Origin of the sequence: Pseudomonas sp. ICBG1301, assembly GCF_016918385.1 — a bacterium.
Lineage (GTDB): Bacteria > Pseudomonadota > Gammaproteobacteria > Pseudomonadales > Pseudomonadaceae > Aquipseudomonas > Aquipseudomonas palleroniana.
The window spans coordinates 450,034-471,979 of record NZ_JAEKGB010000002.1 but is presented as its reverse complement, the minus strand read 5'-3'; the positions used below and the strand labels follow the sequence as shown (position 1 = coordinate 471,979).

Sequence of the window (21,946 nt, the reverse complement as noted above, 5' to 3'; positions counted from 1 at the left end):
CAAAAAACTGCAGAAAAAAACACTCCTCCCCATAAAAACAATTTAACCATTCGAAAGCCTTAGCTCTAAGGATGTTTGTATGAGATACATTGCCGGCCCAAGGAGCGCAGCGATTTCCACAGCCAAGAACGTCGGCTCCATATACCGGCAACGCTGAACGAACAGCTGATCCTCAAATCTGTTGCGCAACTCACGGAGTACATTACTGACTGCCGGTTGAGTAACACCTAACAGGCAGGCTGCACGTGACACACTTTTCTCTTGATACACCATCATAAAAGTCAGCAACGAATTCAAGTCGATCTTTCGCAGAATCTGCTCATCAAATCTCATTGGTGCTCTCCTTGTCACAAAAATGAGTATTGAAGCGCATTTCTCTACACCGCCCGGCGAAAATCTGAATCAGCCTGGAAAGATCATCTTCAAAAAAATAACTCCTCATGAAATCGTCATTGACCCAATGACTATTCAACACCCATGGCTCGTCATTACGTTTACTTTGAAGAAGACCAAAGGAAAGACATCCAGGTAACTCTCTAAGCCGAGCGACTAGACTGGTCAGCTCTCTTTTTTTCGCATCATCTAAAGAAGAGGACATCAAGATTTTCACGGTACTTACAGCCTTACTCGAAGACATACGTTTCCCCTCATAATGTTTGGCGCAGGAAGGCATGAGGTGTTTCGAAAACCTCCCTTCATCAGGCCAGCCAAGCAATCTGGTTACGGCTCTGCTCGCAGACATTCAGTTACCGAACACCGTCTCTCCGTCGCCGATGAGCGCATGAAGCCACAAAGGCTCTCATGAGTCAACAATGACTCATAAGATTCACGTACGCTCCTATCACAGCCTCCATGCAGTGCTGCTCAAAATTAACATAACGATCGTTGTCTTTAATCTGTGCGACTGCTAGGATCCTGATTGCCAAGTGGCATTTCCGAGGAGAAAGTTCTTATGCAACCCTCTGTGCGAAAGGCGTTCCTGGAAGACGGGGCCGTCCTGATCAAAGGTTTTCTCAACAAGGACCAGTTGGCCGAATGTCGGGCAGCTTATGACTGGGCTGTCGAGAATCATGGCCCTCACGCGACGCGAATGTTCGACGGAACGGAGCAACAGTCACACGTCGACAATGCCAATCCTGTCGCCAAGGCCCGCCTCGAAGAGCTGGTGACCACCCTGCCCTTTGGCGAGCTGTTTGCGCAGCTCTGGAACTCGGAGAATGTGTGGTACTTCGCCGAAGAAGTGTTTCTCAAAGCAGGTGGGCGCGGATCCCGCACGCTTTGGCATCAGGACACGTCGTATCTGCCTTGGGCCGGAAACCACTGGGCGAATGCCTGGATCAGCTTTGAATCAGTCCCTAAGAAAAACGCTTTGGAGATCATTCGAGGTTCACACAAAGGGCCACGCTACGACGGCACCACGTTTCGCGATCCAAATGATCCGACTCAACCTTTGCACGGTGGCGATGCATTACCGCGTCTACCTGACATTGAGGCTCTGCGCCAAAACGACCCCAAGGCATTCGACATCATTTCGTGGGCCACCGAGCCTGGCGATATCGTCCTGCTGCATCCTGGTTCACTCCATGGCGGCGCGCCGGTGGATGAAGCCTTCCCGAATCGTCACACCTTCGTCTTCCGTTTTTTTGGCGACGACGCCAGTTTTCATCCACTTCCAGAGCACAGCGTCTCCGGATATCCGCCGCAGGGCGTGCTGTTCCATGAGGAATTGTCGACTCTGAAAGCCGGCGACGCTTTCCGCCACCCCACGTTCCGCCAATTACTATAAGAGGAGCAATGAAATGATCACTCAAGACCTGCAACGTCAATCCATCAACCCTGGTCACACCCAGGCGATCTACGACAACTTCCACTTTTCCCAGGCAACACGTGTGGGGAACATGATCTGGGTGTCCGGCCAGGTTGGTATCGACGCCGCCATGGTTCCAGCCGAAGGTATCCAGGCACAATCCCATCTGGCGTTTCAGTCGTTGAGGACTATCCTCGAGGCTGCGGGCGCAAGCCTGGCCGATGTGGTCGAGTTAATGACTTTTCATACGGATCTCCAGGCTGAAGTGCATGCCTTTGGACAGGTAAAGGACGAGTACTTCCCTGAGCGTTATCCAGCCTGGACCGCTGTCGGCATTTCACAGCTGACAATTCCCGGCTTGCGAGTGGAGGTCCGAGCCGTCGCGGTGATTGGCAGCGGCCGAATCTGAACGATTGCATGAGCTCGATGTGCCAGGCCAAAATGGCGTTCGCAGCCGCTGCCGGCTCAACGCCTTCAATCAACGGAACTCTCTTTTCTCATGCATGATGCCCAAGCGCCCTCCACGGATAGTCAGCATTCCACTGAACGTGATTCCACGCACGCTCCACGTCGGGGGCGCCCGGTAGGTAATCGTCTGGAAAAACGCGGTGAACTGTTGACCGCCGCCATCGAAGTCATCGCCCAGGAGGGCTATGCCGGGACTTCTTTGCGCAAAGTCGCCAGCCATGCTGGCTGTACCACTGGCGCCGTGACCTATTACTTTGCCAATAAGGAAGAAATGATCACGGCTGCTGCACAGAGTCTGTTCGACGAGTTCGACCATTTGCTCGATTCCGATCAGGAGAAAGTCGATGTCAGGGCAATGATCGAGCAATGGTTGAACCTGACCCAAGCCAACGACTCAGCCCGCTGGCTTGCCTTGTTTCAGATGCTCGCCCACGCACGGCATGAGCCGGTATTTGCCGACGTTATCCAGAAACGTTACTCGCGATTCCGAGAGAATCTCGCGACCATTCTGGCCAAGGGGCAAACCCAAGGCATCATCCGCAAGGACCTTCCCGCCGATTTACTCGCGGATCAGCTCAGCGCACTGAGTGACGGCTGGATGATGATGCTACCCATCGAACCGGAACGTTTTGAAACCAACCGCAGCAAAGCGTTGATGGATGCCGTCATCACACTGATCAGCCCTGCTCGGTAACTTCCTACCCGTCTTCAAACATCAACAGGGTTCGCTTCATTTGTGGAGCGGACGCTGCGTAACTGCGCCTTTCATCGCTTGAATCCACTGTTTATCGCCACCTTTTCGATTTCACTTTGCTGAACTCCTCTTCCGTCATATATTCACATAACATCTGTGATTATAAATAAAAGACGGAGGTGAAGATGGATTCGGATCTCGATGAGCTGTCGCGGCAATCACGACAGCGGCGATTGTTGCTGCAAGCGATTGCAGGTGCCGCACTCACCGCAGGCCTCGGCGCCAGTGGGCGCACGATGGCTCAAACGGCACCCGCGGCCTCATCCTCGATACTGGATGTTGTGATCATTGGGGCGGGATTGTCCGGGCTTACATCCGCCAGGGATCTTCAGGCCGCCGGCTGCGAATCGTTTGTTGTCCTTGAGGCCCGTGATCGTGTCGGTGGCCGCACGTTTAACCATGATCTGGGCAATGGCGTGATCTCGGAGGCTGGGGGCCAATGGATCGGCCCCGGTCAGACGTCGATTGCGGACCTGGCCAGACAGCTCGATGTCGCAACCTTCCCCACGTATTACAAGGGCAAGGCGGTTTATCTGATGGACACCGTAAAAGTCCAGGAAGATGTCAGCGATGGTCCGAACTCCAATACTGAAATCGTCGGAAAACTCAACAAACTCGCTGAAGGCGTCCCCGCCAAAGCGCCCTGGAAAGCCAAGGACGCGGCGGCACTCGACAAACTCTCGATTGGCCAATGGCTGGCCGGGCAAGGCATCAGCAACATAGACAAGATCGGCTTCAATATGTCCGTGAGTCTGACCTTCGGCACCACGCCGGCGGGTATGGGCCTGCTGCATTACCTGGCGATGATCAACTCCTCGGACTGCCGCCTCGAAAAGCTCGAAGGTATCAAAGGTGGCGCACAGGAATCACGCCTGGCGGGCGGCTCTCAAATCCTCAGTTTGAAGATGGCTCAGGCTCTGGGAGACAAAGTCCGGCTAGCGTGCCCGGTGCGCAAGATTGTCGGTTGGGATCGTGATGTCGTCGAATTGCATACCGATCAGGGGGTCATCCTTACTCGACAGGTGATCGCCGCCTTGAGCCCGGCGTTGTGCAATCAGATCGTCTTCGATCCCCCTCTACCCTCCGGGCGTGCCGCGCTGCAGCGCAATTGGCCGGCCCACTCGCCAATGCGCAAGACGGTGCACGTCTATGAGCGACCGTTCTGGCGCGACCAAGGCCTCAACGGGCAGATTGTGCAAGTGGAAGGCCCCCTGATCTGGGCCTTTGATAACTCCCCTGCGGACGGCAGCCTGGGTGTGCTCAGCGGCTTCATCAGGACCGGGCAACTCCCCCATGACCCCAGGGCGGCGCAGGACATCTTGTCGGCGATCTACGCCAAAGCCATGGGAGAACAAGCCCTGAATCCGATCCAGTTCCATGATATGGACTGGGGCAAGATCGATCCCTGGACCTTGAGTTGCATTTCCCCCATGCCCCCCGGTTTCTGGACTCAATGGGGCGAATACCTGACGCCCGCTGTTGGCCGCCTGATCTGGTCTGGTACCGAGACCGCGGAAATCTGGGCCGGGGCAATGGACGGCGCGATCCGCGCCGGACATCGGGCAGCGATGGAAGCGTTGCAGGCGTTGCTGCAACCAGGGAGGAACGCATGATGAAGCGGACAATAACGATTGGCGCCATCGTCGTGACCACGGCCTTGGCAGCATCAATAGCGATCTACGGACCAGAACTGTGGGCAGGCTATCGTTTCATGAATGCCGTCGACCAGCATGACATTGAATACCAGGCCAATGGCGGTGCCTGGCCACAGTTACAGGACACCTGCGCACTGTGCCATGGCGCTAACGGCCAGCCCAGGGATGCCCAGTATGCAGCGCTTGCGGGGCAGCCCGCGACATACATCGAAAACCAGTTACACGCGTTCGCCGAGGGACGCCGCCACAGTGCACAGATGGAGCCGCTGGCGGCAAATCTGACGGACGAGCAGATCAAACGACTGGCCAGCTATTTCGCCGAACAGAAACCAGGCGTAACTGAAGGCTCGGGGAAGGATGATGCGCTTGACCAGCAAGGTCAGCGAGTGGTCGTCGCCAATGGATGTGCCGCCTGTCATGGCGAAAGACTGTCCGGCGGCCCGCTGGCTCCGCGTATCGCGGGGCAAGGGCAGCTTTATCTGACCGATCAACTGAGCGCGTTCAAACGTGGCCATCGTACCGATCCGACGCAAGCCATGAATGCCATGGCGGCCGCCTTGTCCGACGAGGACATCAAGGCCGTGGCGCATTATCTGGCCAACGTCGCCCCCTGATGCTGCTCGGGCAAGGATGCCCCCGCCCTGCCCTGTATTATGCAAAAAGCCGCCAGAACGGCGGCTTCAGGTACCTCAAAAAAGACTTCTCAGCGAGCCTGCCAAAGCGCCGTTGTTTCCTTCGAGCGCTCCAGCGCGCAATACGCGTAATACAAATGCACCAGCAAATAAGCCCAGGTCGTCAGCGCAAGCACATAAAAGTTCAGCAGCACATTGGTGGCATCTCCGGGGATCTTGTAGAAGTCGTAGATGCACGCAATGGTCAATGAGGCGAGCATGCCAAGCATCACTCCGATCGCGTGCAGCGATTCCCCAGCGGTTACCAGCCGTACCGCGAAATACACTAGGTAGACCGAAAACCCGAGCCACATCAGTATGTAGAAATACGCCAGGAGCGTGACCAGAACATTGGCGGAAATCAAAGCGAATGTGCCCACCAGAGCGGCGGTAAACATCATGAGTTCCTTGCGCACGGAGGGCTTGTAGCCATGCGTCACCGCCATCAGCCCGAGAACCGTGATGATCGGTATCCCGAAGGCTCTGGAGAACGCGTCGCAAAAGTATGAAATGAGGTACGAATGCTCTGATCCCGTCAGATAAAAGATCAGGAAGTTTGTAGCGGAAAAGGCAACCACAAACCACTCGAGAGCCAGCAGCAGGTTTCTTTTTTTCAGAAACTTGATGCCGAAGGTCAACCCGGTTGCGAGCAACAAGAAGCAAGCAAGGCACAGCACAATAGTTCTCGGTTCCATGACGATAGCCTCGGTACAGCTGATAGGAAATTTGATGCGTTAATGGGCTTGAGGAGCCAGTGCAGCGAGGTAAGCCGCTATCGCTTTGCGCTCATCCGCTGACAGCGCCGCCGTCATGGCTTTCATTGCGCCACTGGGCTCGTTGCGCTCGCCGGCGGCAAAAGCGTTGAGCTGGGCCAAAAGGTAATCGTGGCCTTGCGCAGCCAGCCGCGGGAACGCAGCCTGGCCCATCAGTTGGGCGCCATGGCAGGCTGTGCAGCCTCTGGTTTGCACCAGTTGTTTGCCCTTTTCCTTCAGGCCTTCGTCAGGGCTGAAAGCCGCATTGGCATCGACGGATTGCCGGGCGTAGAAATTCGCCAGCAGATCAATTTCGTCGTGGCTGAGGGTCATCGCCAACGGCTCCATGTTGGGGGCAAGCCGTTGCCCACTGGCAAAGTTGCGCAACTGCGCAGACAGGTACGCGGCCGGTTGACCCGCCAGGCTCGGATACGTCGGGTTCAGCGAGTTACCGTGGCTGCCATGGCAACCTGTGCAGGCATCGGTCAGATGCGGCCAATGCCCGCGTTCGACCTGGTAGGCCTCGGTGGACGTGGTGATGTAACTCTGCAGACGATAGAGATCGAGCAGGTCACGCCCGAAAACCGCCAGCAGTACGGCAATGACCGCGATAACGCCAAGCGCTATGATTTTTTTCATTGTCGCCTCCTATGCCCGACGCAACGCGTTGAGCACCTGTAGAGCGCTGTGGTGTCCGGCGCGTACGGCACCGTCCATGTAGCCTGCCCAGATGTCCGCCGTTTCGGTGCCCGACCAGAACAGATTGCCGCAGGGTGGGCGCAGTGCCTCGCCGTGTGTCGACCAGAACCCCGGGGGAATCGGCGACACGCAAGTGATCGTCCAGGGGTCGAAATGCGCCCAGTCGTGATCGTGGTAAGAGACGGGTTCAAGCGCTTCGTCCCCCAGCGCTCGCGCATAGATTTCGGTCTGCACGCGCTTCGCTGCTTCGGGGTCGGCGGGTGCTGCTGCATTCAAGATGAATGCATTGATGACTCCGATTTCACCGTCAGGCGGCGAGTTGTCGTAAGCCCAGATGACCGGTCCGCCAACCTGGATGATGTGGCCATTCAAGCCTTTATCTCGCCAGAAAGGCCGCGGGTAGACCATCGCCGTCTTGCGTGCTGGCGAGTGCGCCGGCCAGGCGCGTTGCAGGGCGGCGCGGGCTTCGGGCAGGGGTGGATCGAACTGCAAGCGTTGGCACAACGCGGGATGAATCGCCATGATCACCCGTCGGGCACGTATCTCGCCCTGATCCGTTTGCAGCCTGACGATGTCGCGGTTCCAGTCATCAATTCTGCGCACCGGACAGGACAAGCGAACCTTGTCTCCCAACAACTGCGCCATCTTGCTGCTGAGAACCTGCGAGCCACCGACGATACGTGCGCCCTGCGCGCTGTCCTTGATTGAGTCAAGCCGCATGTATTCGCAACCGGCCGAGTTGATCATCGACAGAAAATGCAGAAAGCCCATCTTTGCCGGCGTGACACCGCAGGTCAGAAGAAAGCTGGCATTCCACCCTGCCCGGTCCTCAGGCTTGATGTTTTGGCGAGCCAGCCAGTCTCCTGCCGAGAGTTTGTCCAGTTCGGCAACCCTCGGGGATTTCCATGGCGCGCCACATGGCACGTCCCGCGAAAGCTCACTGAGTTTTGCCGACACGCCTTCATCGGTGCCGAACGTGCCTTTCAAATCAACGGCAACACGTCCGTCACCGCCGAGAATGACGGTTTCCCCGTCATAGAAACTGGGAAAGGTACTGACCTCAAGCTCTCGGGCGAGATCCGCTACGGCTGTTTGTCCCGGACCGATCCACTGCCCTCCGGCTTCAGAGATATGGCCCGACCCCAGATCGTGATTGAGAGTGCGGCCACCTACACGATCGCGTGCTTCAAGCACCAGCAGAGACTCACAACCCGCCAGATGCAGATCGCGGGCGGCTGTCAGACCGGCGATGCCGGCACCGATGACCACCACGTCGACCACATCCTCCGTGTTGCCTTTGACCAGCGCATCGTCCGCGCCGGCCAGGCCGATATTCAAACCCATCGTCCCCACCGCTGCGGTGGCACCGGCCAGTTTGAGTAATTGTCTTCGCTTTAAGTCCGCAGGGGCGTCAGTACTCATATTCGATGCCTCACATAACGTTATTGTTGGATTGAACGCTCTTGGCAGAGCGTCGGTGCGGCAGTAAAAAGCGTTGGCAAACAAGCAGATATCTCTTTTGTCTTCCTGCAGGCGAACGCCTGCCGGGCCAATGACTTCAAGGCCAGTGCCACCGCTGAAATCAGCGTGTTCTGTCGTCCTGTACGCTTGGTTCTATGCGCCCTCGACCGCTAGTGATGCGGGTGCGCGACTTTGCGATTGGTGTATTCGTCCAGGATATGTGCGCCCCCCAGCGCCAGATTCACGGCGCACCACTGCAGCGGTTCGGGCAATGTTTTCGGGGTGTTGTGACGCAAAGCGGCGAGCAGCGGATGCTCGATACCGCCGATTCTTTCCGCCAGCAGATGCCCGATAAGCGACTGCGACGCGACGCCGTGCCCGGAGCAACCTGCGGTGTAAAGGATGTTGTGGTGAGTTCCGGTTTCACCCACCACCGGCAACGCGTCGTAAGCCATGCTGACATAGCCACTCCAGCACGCTTGAATACCGATACCGCGTAACGTCGGAAAACGTACTCCAAGTGTATTTTCCAACGCTCGGTAGGTGACCTCATCGGGAATGTTCGGCGTTTTCGATCCGTAGGCATAACCGAGCCGTTTGGTGGTCAGCAGCAACGTATTGCGCGCCGTCAGGCGATGGCTTTCCATCACCAGATGTGGCGTGGTCAACCCTTCCCGCCCTGCCCAGCCCAACGATGCCAACTGCTGCGAGGACAACGGCTCGGTTTCGATCGCCGACACCCGAAATGGAACGACCTTATCGCGCAGAAGCCCCAGTTGCGGCGTGTAGGCATTGGTGGCAAGCACCAATATCGGCGCAGTCGCTCGGCCGAGTGGTGTTTGAAAGGTGATCGTCGGCCCGTCGGAATACGACACCAACCGGGTATTTTCATACAACCGCACCCCCGCCTGGAGTGCCGCCCGCCGCAGCCCCATCACGTATTTGCCGGGGTCCAGCGTACCGCCGTGACGTTGCAGGCAGCCAAACAGAAAAGCCGGTGGAATGCCCCGGGCACGCATTTGCGTCTGATCCAGAAACTCGGTTTGAGAGCCCAGCTCGTGCCCCACTGCCATGCTTTTGCGCAGTTTTTTCTCCTGCGACGGATGGATGCCAGCCCTGATGATGCCCGAGGCGTTGTAATCGCAGTCGATACCCAGCTCGCGCAAGCGGCCTTCGACGTAGCCGACAGCTTCGTCATAGAACCTGACGATGTTTTTCGCTTTTTCATGACCGACACGCTTCAAGAACAACTCGAACTCAATGCCGATGCTCCCACCCAGGTAACCGGCATTACGACCACTGGCGCCGAAACCGGCGAAGGACTGCTCCAGGACGATGACTTTCGCCCCCAGTGCCGTAAGCTCCAATGCGGTGGACAGGCCGGCAAACCCGGCACCGATCACAATGACATCCGCGCTGACATCGCCTTCAAGCTCGGGTTGCAGGTCAGCCGGACTCTCGACCCAACCACCCAGCCGACGGAAACGGTCGCCGGTAGAGTGGCTTTCCAGCTCTTGCGTTTGATAGGTCATGGACATGTGATGCGCTCCTATCGACTCAGGATGTGAATAGCGACGGCAGCTTCCTCGACACCTTGAAGACCGCCGCCGTTTTCCTGGATGGCGTGCCGCGCACCGGGGACCTGGCGTGCGCAGGCTTCCCCGCGCAACTGCGCGGTCAACTCGTACAACTGACCGATCCCCGTAGCCCCCAGCGGATGACCTTTGGATTCCAGCCCCCCAGAGGTATTGATTGGCAGGCGGCCACCCAGGGTGAAATCGCCGCGTTCGGCACACAGCCCACCCTCCCCCAGTGGTGCGAGCCCGAGGTTTTCCGCCTGGATGATCTCCCCCATTGCCGAGGCGTCGTGTACTTCGGCCACATGCATGTCTTGCGGGCCGAGGCCGGCGATCTCGTAGGCCTCAAGCGCCGCCAGCCGGCTGACGTGCTTGTGCGGCTCGTCCAGCCCCCGCAGAGTGAAACTGCGGATCACGCTGGCGGCAATCCGCACACAACGTTTCGGATCGGCACCCATGCGTTTGAGTCCCGCCTCGGTACAGAGAATCGCGGCAGCCGCGCCGTCGGATAACGGCGCGCACATCGGCAACGTGATCGGATAAGTGATCGGCGGCGCCGCCAGAACTTCTTCGATGGTGTAGGTCTTGCGAAATTGCGAATACGGGTTGTGCACCGAGTGTTGATGGTTCTTGGCGCATACCGCCGCAATCTGGCGCTGAGTGGTGCCATAGGTCTTCATGTGCCAGCGACACATGGCGGCATAGATAGCCATGAACTTGCTGTACGGACGATCAGACTCCGAGCCAGGCGGTACAACGATGCCCTCGCCCATTTTCACCAGCGTCGCGTAGTTTTCCTCGGCGGTGGAAACATCCCAGCCCGTTTCGAACAAGGCCAGTGCCCGCAACTTGTCAGGCACGTTCATTTTCTCGGCGCCCAATGCCAATACCACGTCGGTCGCCCCTGAGCGCAAGCTCTGCACCGCCAGATGAACTGCCGTACTACCCGAGGCGCAGGCGTTTTCAACGTTGTAGACCGGTACACCTTCGATGCCGATTTTGCTGCATAGCACCTGCCCCGGAATCGACAGTTGCCCTTGAAGATGACCGTTGGTGATGCCGGCGTAGAACACCGCGCCGATATGGGCGCGCGAGGCACCGCAATCCACAAGTGCGCCTTGCAAGGCTTCCAGTGCCAAGTCCTGAAGACTGCGCTCCAGGTGGCGACCGAACTCGGTCATGGCAATGCCGGCGATATAGATAGGTTCCATCAGATCATTCCCCTCAGATGCACCGATCAACGTCTTGCCAGTAATGGGCACGCAGATCTTTTTTCAAAACCTTGCCCACCGGGCTGCGTGGCAATGCGTCAATGAAATCCACGGTTTTCGGCGCCTTGACCGAGCCGAGCCGGGTCTTGCACAGCTCGATCAACTCCTCGGCTGTGACGCTATGCCCAGCGCTCAACTCGACCACGGCCTTCACGCCCTCGCCCCACTGTTCATCCGGCACACCGATGACGGCGCAGTCCTGCACGGCCGGATGGCTCCAGAGCACTTGTTCGACTTCACTGGGGTAAACGTTGAATCCGCCGGAAATGATCATGTCTTTCTTGCGGTCGGTAATGTGCAGGTAGCCGTGCGCATCGAAGTGACCGATGTCGCCGGTGTGCAGCCAGCCATCGATGATGGTTTCTGCAGTCTTCTGCGGGTCCTGGTAGTAGCCCTTCATCACCAGGTCACCACGTACACAGATCTCCCCCGTTTCACCTTGGGCGAGAATGTCCCCGACGTCGCTGAGGATTTCGACGCGAATCAGCGGATTGGGACGACCGACTGATGACAGACGTTCATCCGATGCCAGTCGTCCACCTTGCAGATGCTCGGCGGGCGGCAGGTTGGAAATCGAAGCCGGGGCTTCCGTCTGGCCGTATCCGCCGGCCATCACCGGGCCGAAGGTCTCGATGGCTTGTTTGAGCTTTTCCACCGACATCGGTGCCGCGCCGTAGAGGAAGTACTTCAGCGAGCTGAAATCGACCTTCTGCGCCAGATTCGGAACATCCAGCAGTCGATAGATCACCGTCGGTGGCAAAAAGGTCTCGGTGATCTTGTACTTTGGAATCATGGCCAGCATCAGTGCCGGATCCGGCTTGGTAATGATCACCACCGTACCGCCCCGGGAGGTGCACGGCAGGGACAGCGTGCCGGCGGTATGGGTCATGGGCGCCGCCGCCAGGTTGACCGGCGGGTGTTCATCCGCGTAAGGGAAGCTGATCATGAAGTGTGCGCAGAACGTCTGGATGCTGCGATGAGTGTTCATCACCCCCTTGGGCAGCCCCGTTGTGCCACCGGTTGGCGAGAGCGCCACCACATCGTCGAGGTGATACTCGACCTTGGGTGGGGTGACCGGCTGCCCCTCGACCCAGGATTTGAGCGACTGCGCCTTGGGCAGGTGCTCGTCGATACAGATCCACAATCGGATTTTCGGCAGGCTCGGGCGCAACGCGTCGATGATCGGGGCGAACTCTTTCTGAAAAAACAGCACTTCGCAGTCGAAGGCGTCAAGCACGTGACGATTCTCTTCGGCGCTGTTGCGCGCCCCTACGGGAATCCAGCACAGGTTGGCGCGCCAGAGTCCCAGGGTGCAGGTCCAGGCCACGGCATCGTTGGCCGACCAGATGGCGCCTTTGGTGCCGCTGGGCAAGCCGGCAGCCAACAGCGCATTGGCGATCCGGCAGGACAAATGGCGGACTTCGGTGAAGGTGAACACCCGATCATCCTGGATGTACGCCGCGCCGTGCGGATTGATCCGCCAGCCACGGTCGAAGAAATCGATAATCGCCATGTCGGTCACTTCACAATTGGGTAATGGTTGCGCGAGCCAGGCCACGCTGCTCGAGGAAACCCAGCAGGTAGCGATGACCGAAGGCTTTGGAGGCCGAGGCGAAACCGGTCTTGGCGGTGTCGTTATTCAACAGTTTGACCACTGCCGCGACATGCAAGGCCCCGGTGGCGATGTAAGGCGTGATGCCGTGTACGGTCGCTCGCACGGCGGTCAGTTGACCGCGTCCGATAGCGAAGTCGACGGTGCGTTGCAAGGTGCTGCGCTCACGTGGTGGCATGCTCGGGGTGGTCGATTGCACAAGACTCTGGATCACTGCGTCCTGCTGTTCTTTGGGCAGGTGCTTGTATTCGGCTTCCCACTTCTCACCTAGACCGTGGACCATTTTCATCACCGGGTTGTCGTAGAAGCCGACACAGGACATGCAACTGCGCACCCGGCCATCCTCTTCGAAGAACACCGGTAGCGAGGTGCCGCCCCAGGGCAGGCAAAACACGGCTTCCAGCAGATCGGGGCAGACTACGTTGAAGCTGGCATTCGGCGCATAAGGCACCAATTCCTTCTCCCACAGGTAGGCACCGGGATAACGTACGCCTTCGAAAATGGTCGCGGTTGACCCAACGGTTACGCCGGCGGCACCGGTCCGTGGGCCACGGGTCAGCGTCGCCGTTTCCAGCGAATCGACGCCCGGAGTTTCCAGGGCCAGCTCGGCAGCGATCTCGGCGTAGGTGTACATGTACGCCAGCGATGGCGACAGCAGCAGCCCGGCCTGGCGATACAGCTCGCCGAACTGATCACGCAAGGCACGAATGTGCGCTTGCTCCCCGGCCGGGTCCAGATAATGACAGCCGGCTTTCAATGCCGCTTCAACGGCAGTCAGGCCAAAGTTGATGAACGGGCCGACCGTGTTGCAGACCACTCGCGCCCCTTTGAACACTGAAACCAACGCGTCGACCTCGTGGGCACACTCGATGATTTCGTAAGTGGCCGACTCAAGGCCGACGACGCGTTGCGCCATCATTTCCTGAGCACGCGCCGCGTTGCGTGCCACGGCGGTGAACGGGATGCGCTGGTCGATCAACCAGTCCATGATCAGCATGCCGGTGTAACCACTGGCGCCATAGACAACGACAGGATATTTGGCCATCGGGGTTTACCTCATTTGTTGTTTTTGGATGAGTGATGTCGGGTGAATCTTCTGGGTCAGTTGTTCGCCCAGCCTTCGGCATACAGCTGCTGGGCCAGCAGCCCCAGACGCATGGTCAAGACACGGTTCTCACCGTCCTCGATCAATGAGGACTGGGTGTCACGCAACAGTTTTTCGATCGGGTATTCACGGGTGGTGCCGTTGCCGCCGAACAGGCGGAAAGCCTCTTGTACGACGGCCATTGCCTCTTCGGTCACCGTGACCTTGGCGGAGGCTGTCGCGTAGGGATGGGTCTGTGGCGACAGGCGCGCGAAGCTCAATGAGCGTCGCGCGACCGCACGGGCAGCCTCGACACGGCGCAACATTTCGCCCAGGCGCAGACGCGTCATCTGGTGGTCGATCAACGGATGCCCGCCCTGGCGGCGCTCATGGCAATACTGCAGGGTCATCTCGAACGCGGCGCGTGCGACGCCGGTGAACACCTGGCTCATGTGGGTTCCGGCAAACGACCAGGAGGAGCTGACGGCGCCGTAATAGTTGTCTTGCTCGGCGATGGCAAAGCGGCGCGGCACTCGCACGCTGTCGAAGTAGATTTCGCCTTGCGGCAAGGAGCGCTGGCCGATCTTGTCCAGCGGCTTGCCTTTGGATACGCCTTTGAGGTCGAGCGGAATGATCAACGCAATCCCGTGCGGCCGGCCGTTCGCATCGTAAAAACCATCACCGTAATCAGCGCAGACCAAGCCCAGGGCGACCTGTGCGATAGCACCATTGGAGACCCACGCGGAGCTTTGGCCATTGAGGATGACTTCATCGCCGACCACTTTGGCGGTCAGGTTGCCAATATTGCCGGGTTTGCCCGCTGGCCAGTCTCGAGCCATGTCAAAGATCTGGTTGTCGCTGCCACGGTCGGGCTGGGTGGCCATCCAGCAGCCGATCCGGCCTTGGCAGAGCTCGACCAACTCGGCATTGCCAGCAGCGATGGCCATTTGCAGCGGGAAGTCGGCGCAGCCCAACGAGACCGCCAGGCCGGCATCCCCCCATCCCAGTTCTTCGCCGATCAGCGATTCGATCCGCACCGCCATGTCCGGCGGCAACTGTGCCAACAGGGCCGGGTCGAGGCCGAGCTTGGCGAACTCGCCGAACAATGAATAGTAAGGCGAACCTGGGGCAATGACTTCTTCAGGGGTCATGCGGTCCAGTTCGCGCCCCAATGGCCGCAACACCTCTTTGGCGAAGCGATGGACGGAGGCCTGAATCGCAGCCTCCTCTTCCGTCAGCGGGGTTTCGAAACCGGAAAGTCCGGCGGCTGGCAGTGTCAGTGTCGACTTGAGCGAGATCATCAGAGTACCTCCATCGAGAGTGGCAGGCCGCTGCGCTTGCAACGTTCTGCGTCTTGTTATTTGTCATCGACTCTAACAAGCGGAATTATTTAACGCAACATCCGTTATGTTTATTATTTTGAGCCCGCAAGGACTTCTTCAGGCACGGGAAAACCGGCCGGAAATCAGCAGTTTGTTTGAGAAAAATCGCGCTGAACTGCCGGGAAACCGGTGTAGCGCCGGCCTCCCAACATCCACGCGGGTATCAGCGCCGAGAAACGACGCCTCTACGGGAAAACACGATCGGCGAGCCATCCCCGTTCAGCAGTGTCGCCGTGAGCGAAACCCCGTCGCCGCTGGGTTGCTCATGGAAATTTTGGCCACCGTCGTCACTGCGCACGAGCAAGCCGTCGAGCCCTACCGCAATGACTGTCTGCCCGGAAACATCGATGGCGGTGACTGAGCTCTTGCTTTGCAGCGGTACGCGCTGCCAGCGTGCGCCGTCGGCGGAGCCGTGCAGCAACGTGCCGCGTTGCCCGCCCACCAGCAACGAGCCATCGCCCAGCACCGCCCCCGTCCACAACGTGCCGCTGTAACCGGTATCCAGATAGCGCCAGTGCTTGCCCTGATCGTCCGATCGCAACAACTGCCCGTGTTCGGCGGTGGCGTACAAGTGCCCTTCACGGTCGGCAAACAGCCCCATCAGATTCAGGTCGGCACGAGTCGATCCAGGCGGTGCGTCAAGTTTCTGCTCGATCCAGGTATTGCCGCCGTCATCGGTAGTCAGCACCAGCGACCACAGCCCCACCGCCACCCCTTGCATCGGATTGAAGAAATGCACGGCAAACAGCGGCCGATCTTCTGCACTGGCCAGGCGCTGAACCTGCCAGGCGTCGCCACCATCGCGGGTGGCGAGAATGGCGCCCCAATGACCAACCGCCCAACCCTGCCTGGCGTCGACGAAGGACACACCGGTCAAAGGCGTGGACAACGGCACGGAAGCTGCCTGGCGCAAATGCCGGCCATAATCGTCCGACAGCAGCACCACACCGTGATCACCGACGGCAACGGTTCGCTCCCCAGCCCTGGCGACGCTCAACAGTGTGGCCGCACTGGCGTTGGCCGTTTGTGTCGCCGGTACGGCCGACAAGGGCGAAGCCTGCAACAACGCCGGCAACATCAGAACGAGTAAAGAAATCAGGTTTCGCATCGCAGCCTCCTCAATGCACCAGTGAGCCGATCAGACGCACAGGGCGCCGCCGCGGGAATGTACGCTCCAGCCACACCGCGAATGCCGGGAGAACGGTCATGGCCATGACCATGTTGACTAGGAACATGAAGGCCAAGAGCTTGCCCATGTCTGCCTGGAACTTGAGATCGGAAAACGCCCAAGTGGCGACGCCCACCGCCAGGGTGATGGCGGTGAAAATCGTCGCGACGCCGACCTCCAGCAACGCGAGTTCGACGGCTTTGTTGATCGGCTGGCCCAGGGCCTGGTGCAGTTGCAGACGGTTATAGATGTAGAAGGCGTAATCCACGCCGATACCGACGGCCAGTACCATGACCGGCAACGTTGCGATGGTCAGGCCGATTTGCAGTTCCTTCATGAACCAGTAGCCGATGAAGGTCCCCAACGTCAGCGGCAGGCAACAGACCAGCACGGCGCGCCAGTCGCGGTAGACAATGAACACCAGCAGCGCGATCGCAGCGTAGACGTAAAGCATCATTGGCAGCTCGCTGCGCTCCACCTCTTCGTTGATCGCCGCAATCACCCCGGCATTACCGGACGCCAGACGTACACTCACGCCGGGCTGAGTGAACTGGCTACGGAACGCCTTGGCCGCGGCGATCACTCGGTGAATGGTCGTCGCCTTGTGGTCGGCGAGAAACAGATGCACCGCTGTCATGCTGCAATCGGGCCGCATCAGGCCAGGCACGCGAGCCACCTCGGCGGCCATCGACGAGTAATTGGTCGGGTCGATGGGCACCGCGTTCATTTTCGGGTTGCCCTCGTTATAGCCCTCGTTGAACTGTCGCAGGCTGTTGGAAAACGAGGTGACCGACACCACACCAGGCACACCTTGCATGGCCCAGACAAAGCGATCCTGGTACTGGCCGAGCGCGACGTCTTCGCAGTCGTTCGCGCCGGCTTCGACCTTGACCTCGAAGACCACACTGAGCCAGTCCAGACCGATGTCGTAATTGTTGGCAATCGACACCGCATCCCGATTGAAGCGTGCGTCCTCGCGCAATTCCGGTGCCCCGGCCTGTAAAGAACCGACGACTCGATCATGGCTTTGCCAGGCTGCCATGACCAAGATCAGCACGGCCATGCCCAACACCCAGCGTACATTGCGCCATTCGCTCAACCGGGCAAACCCGTGCAACCAGCGGGCGCGGCGCTGGCGAGAAATTTCCTCGGCAGTGGCATAACCCCCCTCCACCCGCAGCATCGAAGCGACGACCGGCAGCATTACCAGATTGGTGACGATCTTGAATGCCACGCCGAGCGAAGCGGTGATTGCCAGTTCCCGCACCATCGGAATCGGGATCAGCAATAACGTCACGAACGACACCAATGCGGTGACCAACGCCAGCGTGCCGGGAATCAGCAACCCTCTGAAGCTGGCCCGCGCCGCGCCTTCCACCGACATGCCGCCGGCGATCTCGCGGATGATGAAATTGATCTGCTGCACGCCATGGGACACTCCAATGGCAAACACCAGAAACGGCACCAGCACTGCCAACGGGTCCAGTCCATAACCGAGCAGACGCAAGGCGCCGAATTGCCAGATCAGTGACACCAGTGAACAACCCACTGCCAGCAAGGTGAAGCGCAGCGAATGGCAGTACCAGTACACCGCAGCTGCCGTCAGCAGCAAGGCCAGCAAGCAGAACGCCAGGACCGCCGAAGCACCAACGGCAATGTCGCCAATCTGCTTGGCGAAACCGATGATCTGGATCTCGAAGTCCTTGTCCTCGAACTGATTGCGAATCTGTTGCTCAAGTACCCGGTTGTACGCCACATAGTCGAGGCGCTGCCCGTCTGCATCGAACTCGTTGAGATCCACGGTGATCATCGCGCTGCCCTGGTCGCGGGCCACCAGCGTGCCGATAAAACCGCCCTGCGCCGTCGAGTTGGCGATCATTGAGATGCTCGTCTCATCGAGACTTTCGGGCGTCACTGTCCCTGGCACCAACGGGTCGGCACGAAACCCCTCTTCAGTGATTTCGTTGACGAACGCGTTGGGTGTCCACAACGAACGCACACTGCTGCGCGACACGTTGGGCAGGAACATCAGCGCCTGGGTGACGTCGTAAAGACGCTTGAGCCCGGCCTGGCTCCAGATCGTCCCCTGGCGAGCCTTGACCACCACCGTCAGCCGGTTCGCGCCGAGCAAGTCATTGCGATAGGTCTCAAAGGTTGAGATGTATTCGTGGCCAATGGGCAACTGCTTTTCAAATCCGGCTTCCATGCGTAACTGCACGGCAAACCAGGCCATGCCCAAGGTGAACATCGCCAGAGTCAGCAGCGTCAACCGGCGGTGAGAGAACAACCATTGTTCGATGCGCGGCAACACGCCGCGCACCTTGGTTTCCTTCATTTTCAGGGAACTGTTCACGGTACGCCTCACAGGGTTCGGGAAACCACAAGGCCGACATAATCGCGATCACGCAGCAGTTGATCGTAAGGAGTCTTGCCGCCCATGAACTTTGCGTAATTGGCCGAGATCTGCCAGCTCGCAGGATTGCGCACGAAGTTGAGGTACAGGTTCATGCTGCTGGCATCTTCGGTGAAGGTTGCCGACAGATTGGGGGTGCGTCCCTTGATCGATCGCGAGTAGAACACTCCGGGCGTGACCTGCCAGCCGGGAATCAGCGTGTTGTCATAGGTCAGACTCAAATCGAGGCTGATGCCGGAGGAGGTTTTGTTGCCCTTTGCGCTCGGTGCAACGGCCGGGTCCAGTTGCCAGGTATTGAGGCCGGCGGCGATCGGTTCGCCGGCGTAGTCGTTATGCAGGCCGGGGTATTTCACGACCACCAGTTCGCTCAGCAAGGTTCCGGTGCTGGCGCCGGTGAAGTCGAGCAAAGTCGGCGAGTTGGACGGCGTCATGCTGTAGATGCCGGTCAGGTGCCATTGCAGCTTTTTCTGGTCTTTCCAGCATTTGCCACCGTTGCTGGCACAGGCGTCGATGACCGGGTTGAGCGGTACCGCATCCTTGGGGCGATATGACAGCTCGGTGCCCAATGCCCAGTCGCCGACCGGCATGTTGGCGCTGACGCCGTACATCATGCGGTCCTCCGGATACTCCCAGGTCTGTGCCACGGCGAAGGTTTGCGGATCCAGCACCTGCACGGCCAGTGACGGCAGCTTGTCGTGATAACGCATCACGTACAGGCCGAGGTTCAGATCTGTATTGTCGGGTTGCCAGCGCAGCGACACGCCCCATTGGCCGCCATTGCGTGCTTTTTTTTCGTCGTAACCGTAGGCGCCCCGGCCCTCGCCCAGCGCATGGGTGGTAGACCAATAGCTGCCCACCGGCGGCAATTCACTTTTGTTCCAGCTGAACTGCCAATACGCCTCGATGTTCACCCCGGCGCCAAGCCCCGACGCGAGGCTCAGCATCGGTGCCGGCAGCAAGGCTTCCTTGAGTTGGGTGCCGGGGCGCGACAACGCCATGACATCGTAGGCGTTGGTGTTGTTGATGCCACCGGCAGCGAACAGGCTTTCCCCCCAGTTGATCACCTGATTGCCCAAGCGCGCTCGAACACGCTGGTCGCCGACATCAAAACTTTTGCTCACCCACAGATCCAGCAGGCGCGCCTTGAACTCCAGGTCGTCCCGGGCGCTACTGGTGAGACCGTCGCTACCGACCCCTTCAGGTCGGTTGGCCGATAACGCACCGCTGGTGTCGGTCGCCGCAAAATCGCGGATCCAGCTACCGCGCGCCATGAACGTGTAGTCCTCGGGAAATTTCAGCACCAGCTCATGGGTACCTTTTATGTAGTTGGTAAACAGGTCGCCGCGGTTGTAGTTCAAGTCGCCCTGATCACCAATATTGGCGCTGGGCGCCAGGCAGCCGCCGGGTGGATTGTGCCCGCCGGGGCTGCTGGTGATGAGGTTGCAGCCGCGCGATTCGGTGCGCAGCCCCATGCCCACGGCGAGGGTGGAATCGAATGAGCCACGAACGTTTTCGGTTTCAAAGGTGAACGCCATGGCAAATGGGGTTGCACACGCAATGACAAGACCTGAGGTTCTACTGATTATTTTTTTCATGTCTGTTCCCGAAAGCCGCCGTCAGCGTTCGCTGGTGGCGCGCAGGTTGTCTGAGGTGTAGAAGTCGCGTTTCAGACGCGGGTTGCCGGCCCCGTCGGTCAGCCAGCGATGGTCGTTCTTGCCGGTGCCGATAGAGGTCATGTCGTACAGGTAGCGACCGTCAACCAGGTTGTATTGCGCCTGGGCTTCCATGTCGCAGGTGCCGGTCTCGTACACCGGGATCGTGTAGCCCTCGCGGACTTTCCAGATTTGCCCTTGTTTGTCGTAGTCCACCGCCATCAGCGCGTTCCAGCTGTCTTCATCGATGTAGAACAGACGCTTCGGCGCCTGATGGCGCATGCCCTGGCGGACGGTGGCCTCGACGACCCAGACGCGATGCAGCTCATAGCGACGTGACTCGGGGGCGATGAAATCGCGCTTGGCGACCTCTTCAATCTTCGCCGAATTGTCGTAGGCCCCGAACGAGTTGTAGGGCACCAGCATTTCCTGCTTGCCGACCAGCTTCCAGTCGAAGCGGTCCATGGGGCCGAAGAACACATTCGACTCATCGATGGTGTATTGATTGTCCAGGCCGATCTGCGGTGCGTCATAGGAGTACGCCGGCATGCGACGCACCCGGCGCTGGCCCGGGAAGTAATAGAACGTGGTGGCTTGCTCGCCGGCCTTGGTCGTTACCACCCCGGCTTGCCCGGCAAGGGCCGCAGGTTCGGTGTAGCTGAAGTAGGTTGCGACTTCGAACCGATCGAATGAAGAGAACAGCGCGCTGCCCTTTACGCCCCATGGTGTGTACATGAACCAATCGGTAGACGTTCGTAGCCATTCTTCACTGCCCTTGCGCGGCGAAATACCGGAAACGGTTTTCGACATATCGAAGCCCACGCCGCGATGACGCATCTTCATGTTCCACATCACCTCGGCTCCCGAGGTTGGAAACGGAAAGGGAATGCCGGGCACGTAGGCTTCCTGCAGCGCCAGCCCATCGCCGTCGAGCTTGGCGAAGCCGACGTTCTTCTTCGTATTCTCTGCAACGAAGTCCGGCACCCCACAACTGCGCCGCGTCGGGTAAATATCCATCCGGTAGCCGGGAATCTTCTTGAACATTTCCACCTGGCCAGGTGAAAGCTTGTTCGAGTACTTCGCGACATTGCCTGAGTCGATACTGAACAGCGGTTTGTCATCCTTGAACTTCCATTGCTGGCCTCGCACCTGGCCGTGGCTCCAGCCGCCACCTTGTGGTCCGGGTGGTGCCCAGGCGGGAATCACACCATCGGCACTGGCTGCTGCCTCGCCTCCCAGTGGGGTCAGTTTGGTGCCAAGTAATGCAGGATCCTGGTCTGCCGCCTGCGCAGTACAGAAAAAGGCCGATGCGGCAACAGCCGCGACCAGATACCTGATGACGACACCTTTAGAAGCCTTGTTATTGGGGCGCTCAATCACTGTGTTCATGGGTGGATCCTCGTGAGCCTTGATCAGCAACGGGGCCGTCTGGACGGTGGTAACACGTTGCCTGCGCGAACCTAATCAACTGACTTGATCAGTTGACCAAGTCGATTGATCAAAGCAAGGCTGGTGCCAAG

The 21,946-nt window shown here is 58.9% G+C and carries 19 protein-coding genes; 5 read left to right on the top strand and 14 right to left on the bottom strand.

Annotated features, from left to right (window positions below; translation table 11 throughout):
• Positions 1–42: 42 nt before the first annotated feature.
• Positions 43–333, bottom strand: coding sequence for a LysR family transcriptional regulator (locus JBE38_RS05940; RefSeq protein ID WP_161548070.1), 291 nt, complete (start codon positions 331–333; stop codon positions 43–45).
• Positions 323–610, bottom strand: coding sequence for an antibiotic biosynthesis monooxygenase (locus JBE38_RS05935; protein ID WP_205343847.1), 288 nt, complete (start codon positions 608–610; stop codon positions 323–325). Before JBE38_RS05935 ends, JBE38_RS05940 begins: the two co-directional genes overlap by 11 nt.
• A 342-nt stretch (positions 611–952) precedes the next feature.
• On the opposite strand from JBE38_RS05935, the gene JBE38_RS05930 reads away from it, so the two are divergent.
• The 5 genes from JBE38_RS05930 to JBE38_RS05910 all read left to right on the top strand — a co-directional run bounded on the left by JBE38_RS05930 (position 953) and on the right by JBE38_RS05910 (position 5,298).
• Complete coding sequence (locus JBE38_RS05930) at positions 953–1,786, top strand: phytanoyl-CoA dioxygenase family protein (RefSeq protein ID WP_205343846.1); 834 nt, start codon at positions 953–955, stop codon at positions 1,784–1,786.
• Positions 1,787–1,799: 13 nt separating this feature from the next.
• Complete coding sequence (locus JBE38_RS05925; protein ID WP_205343845.1) at positions 1,800–2,216, top strand: RidA family protein; 417 nt, start codon at positions 1,800–1,802, stop codon at positions 2,214–2,216.
• A gap of 90 nt (positions 2,217–2,306) precedes the next feature.
• Positions 2,307–2,969 carry a TetR/AcrR family transcriptional regulator gene (locus JBE38_RS05920; protein ID WP_205343844.1) on the top strand — a complete coding sequence of 221 codons (663 nt, stop codon included), beginning with the start codon at positions 2,307–2,309 and terminating at the stop codon, positions 2,967–2,969.
• 185 nt (positions 2,970–3,154) lie between these two features.
• Positions 3,155–4,642 (top strand): flavin monoamine oxidase family protein, encoded by a 1,488-nt coding sequence (locus JBE38_RS05915; protein ID WP_205343843.1) that lies wholly within the window; start codon positions 3,155–3,157, stop codon positions 4,640–4,642.
• Positions 4,642–5,298, top strand: a complete 657-nt coding sequence (locus tag JBE38_RS05910) for a c-type cytochrome (RefSeq protein WP_205344013.1) — start codon at positions 4,642–4,644, stop codon at positions 5,296–5,298. The genes JBE38_RS05915 and JBE38_RS05910 overlap by 1 nt, the downstream gene beginning before the upstream one ends.
• An 89-nt stretch (positions 5,299–5,387) precedes the next feature.
• Here the strand turns inward: JBE38_RS05910 and JBE38_RS05905 are convergent, their stop codons facing one another.
• The 12 genes from JBE38_RS05905 to JBE38_RS05850 all read right to left on the bottom strand — a co-directional run bounded on the left by JBE38_RS05905 (position 5,388) and on the right by JBE38_RS05850 (position 21,815).
• Positions 5,388–6,050, bottom strand: coding sequence for a hypothetical protein (locus tag JBE38_RS05905; protein WP_205343841.1), 663 nt, complete (start codon positions 6,048–6,050; stop codon positions 5,388–5,390).
• Positions 6,051–6,089: 39 nt separating this feature from the next.
• Positions 6,090–6,746 (bottom strand): c-type cytochrome, encoded by a 657-nt coding sequence (locus JBE38_RS05900; protein WP_205343840.1) that lies wholly within the window; start codon positions 6,744–6,746, stop codon positions 6,090–6,092.
• Between the two features lie 9 nt (positions 6,747–6,755).
• Positions 6,756–8,228, bottom strand: coding sequence for a flavin monoamine oxidase family protein (locus JBE38_RS05895; RefSeq protein ID WP_205343839.1), 1,473 nt, complete (start codon positions 8,226–8,228; stop codon positions 6,756–6,758).
• A gap of 209 nt (positions 8,229–8,437) precedes the next feature.
• The gene (locus JBE38_RS05890; protein WP_205343838.1) at positions 8,438–9,805 is read right to left on the bottom strand and encodes an NAD(P)/FAD-dependent oxidoreductase; all 1,368 of its coding nucleotides are present in this window, start codon (positions 9,803–9,805) and stop codon (positions 8,438–8,440) included.
• 11 nt (positions 9,806–9,816) lie between these two features.
• A complete protein-coding gene (locus JBE38_RS05885) occupies positions 9,817–11,055 on the bottom strand; it encodes a thiolase family protein (RefSeq protein ID WP_205343837.1) in 1,239 nt (412 codons plus the stop codon).
• 13 nt (positions 11,056–11,068) lie between these two features.
• On the bottom strand, positions 11,069–12,628 hold the full coding sequence (locus tag JBE38_RS05880) for an AMP-binding protein (RefSeq protein WP_205343836.1): 1,560 nt from the start codon (positions 12,626–12,628) through the stop codon (positions 11,069–11,071).
• 10 nt (positions 12,629–12,638) lie between these two features.
• Positions 12,639–13,772, bottom strand: a complete 1,134-nt coding sequence (locus tag JBE38_RS05875) for a saccharopine dehydrogenase family protein (protein WP_205343835.1) — start codon at positions 13,770–13,772, stop codon at positions 12,639–12,641.
• 56 nt (positions 13,773–13,828) lie between these two features.
• Positions 13,829–15,112: an acyl-CoA dehydrogenase family protein gene (locus JBE38_RS05870; protein WP_205343834.1), complete on the bottom strand. Its 1,284-nt coding sequence runs from the start codon at positions 15,110–15,112 to the stop codon at positions 13,829–13,831.
• Positions 15,113–15,356: 244 nt separating this feature from the next.
• Positions 15,357–16,301, bottom strand: coding sequence for a WD40/YVTN/BNR-like repeat-containing protein (locus tag JBE38_RS05865; RefSeq protein WP_205343833.1), 945 nt, complete (start codon positions 16,299–16,301; stop codon positions 15,357–15,359).
• A gap of 10 nt (positions 16,302–16,311) precedes the next feature.
• Positions 16,312–18,714 (bottom strand): efflux RND transporter permease subunit, encoded by a 2,403-nt coding sequence (locus tag JBE38_RS05860; RefSeq protein ID WP_205343832.1) that lies wholly within the window; start codon positions 18,712–18,714, stop codon positions 16,312–16,314.
• A gap of 8 nt (positions 18,715–18,722) precedes the next feature.
• Positions 18,723–20,369, bottom strand: a complete 1,647-nt coding sequence (locus JBE38_RS05855; RefSeq protein ID WP_342592904.1) for a DUF1302 domain-containing protein — start codon at positions 20,367–20,369, stop codon at positions 18,723–18,725.
• 21 nt (positions 20,370–20,390) lie between these two features.
• Positions 20,391–21,815 (bottom strand): DUF1329 domain-containing protein, encoded by a 1,425-nt coding sequence (locus JBE38_RS05850; RefSeq protein WP_205343830.1) that lies wholly within the window; start codon positions 21,813–21,815, stop codon positions 20,391–20,393.
• Positions 21,816–21,946 lie beyond the last annotated feature (131 nt).

Coding starts and splice junctions, on each gene's coding strand:
- JBE38_RS05940 (WP_161548070.1), bottom strand. CDS start 333: ATGAGATTTGATGAGCAGATTCTGCGAAAGATCGACTTGAATTCGTTG.
- JBE38_RS05930 (WP_205343846.1), top strand. CDS start 953: ATGCAACCCTCTGTGCGAAAGGCGTTCCTGGAAGACGGGGCCGTCCTG.
- JBE38_RS05925 (WP_205343845.1), top strand. CDS start 1,800: ATGATCACTCAAGACCTGCAACGTCAATCCATCAACCCTGGTCACACC.
- JBE38_RS05920 (WP_205343844.1), top strand. CDS start 2,307: ATGCATGATGCCCAAGCGCCCTCCACGGATAGTCAGCATTCCACTGAA.
- JBE38_RS05915 (WP_205343843.1), top strand. CDS start 3,155: ATGGATTCGGATCTCGATGAGCTGTCGCGGCAATCACGACAGCGGCGA.
- JBE38_RS05910 (WP_205344013.1), top strand. CDS start 4,642: ATGAAGCGGACAATAACGATTGGCGCCATCGTCGTGACCACGGCCTTG.
- JBE38_RS05905 (WP_205343841.1), bottom strand. CDS start 6,050: ATGGAACCGAGAACTATTGTGCTGTGCCTTGCTTGCTTCTTGTTGCTC.
- JBE38_RS05900 (WP_205343840.1), bottom strand. CDS start 6,746: ATGAAAAAAATCATAGCGCTTGGCGTTATCGCGGTCATTGCCGTACTG.
- JBE38_RS05895 (WP_205343839.1), bottom strand. CDS start 8,228: ATGAGTACTGACGCCCCTGCGGACTTAAAGCGAAGACAATTACTCAAA.
- JBE38_RS05890 (WP_205343838.1), bottom strand. CDS start 9,805: ATGTCCATGACCTATCAAACGCAAGAGCTGGAAAGCCACTCTACCGGC.
- JBE38_RS05885 (WP_205343837.1), bottom strand. CDS start 11,055: ATGGAACCTATCTATATCGCCGGCATTGCCATGACCGAGTTCGGTCGC.
- JBE38_RS05880 (WP_205343836.1), bottom strand. CDS start 12,628: ATGGCGATTATCGATTTCTTCGACCGTGGCTGGCGGATCAATCCGCAC.
- JBE38_RS05875 (WP_205343835.1), bottom strand. CDS start 13,772: ATGGCCAAATATCCTGTCGTTGTCTATGGCGCCAGTGGTTACACCGGC.
- JBE38_RS05870 (WP_205343834.1), bottom strand. CDS start 15,112: ATGATCTCGCTCAAGTCGACACTGACACTGCCAGCCGCCGGACTTTCC.
- JBE38_RS05865 (WP_205343833.1), bottom strand. CDS start 16,301: ATGCGAAACCTGATTTCTTTACTCGTTCTGATGTTGCCGGCGTTGTTG.
- JBE38_RS05855 (WP_342592904.1), bottom strand. CDS start 20,369: ATGAAAAAAATAATCAGTAGAACCTCAGGTCTTGTCATTGCGTGTGCA.
- JBE38_RS05850 (WP_205343830.1), bottom strand. CDS start 21,815: ATGAACACAGTGATTGAGCGCCCCAATAACAAGGCTTCTAAAGGTGTC.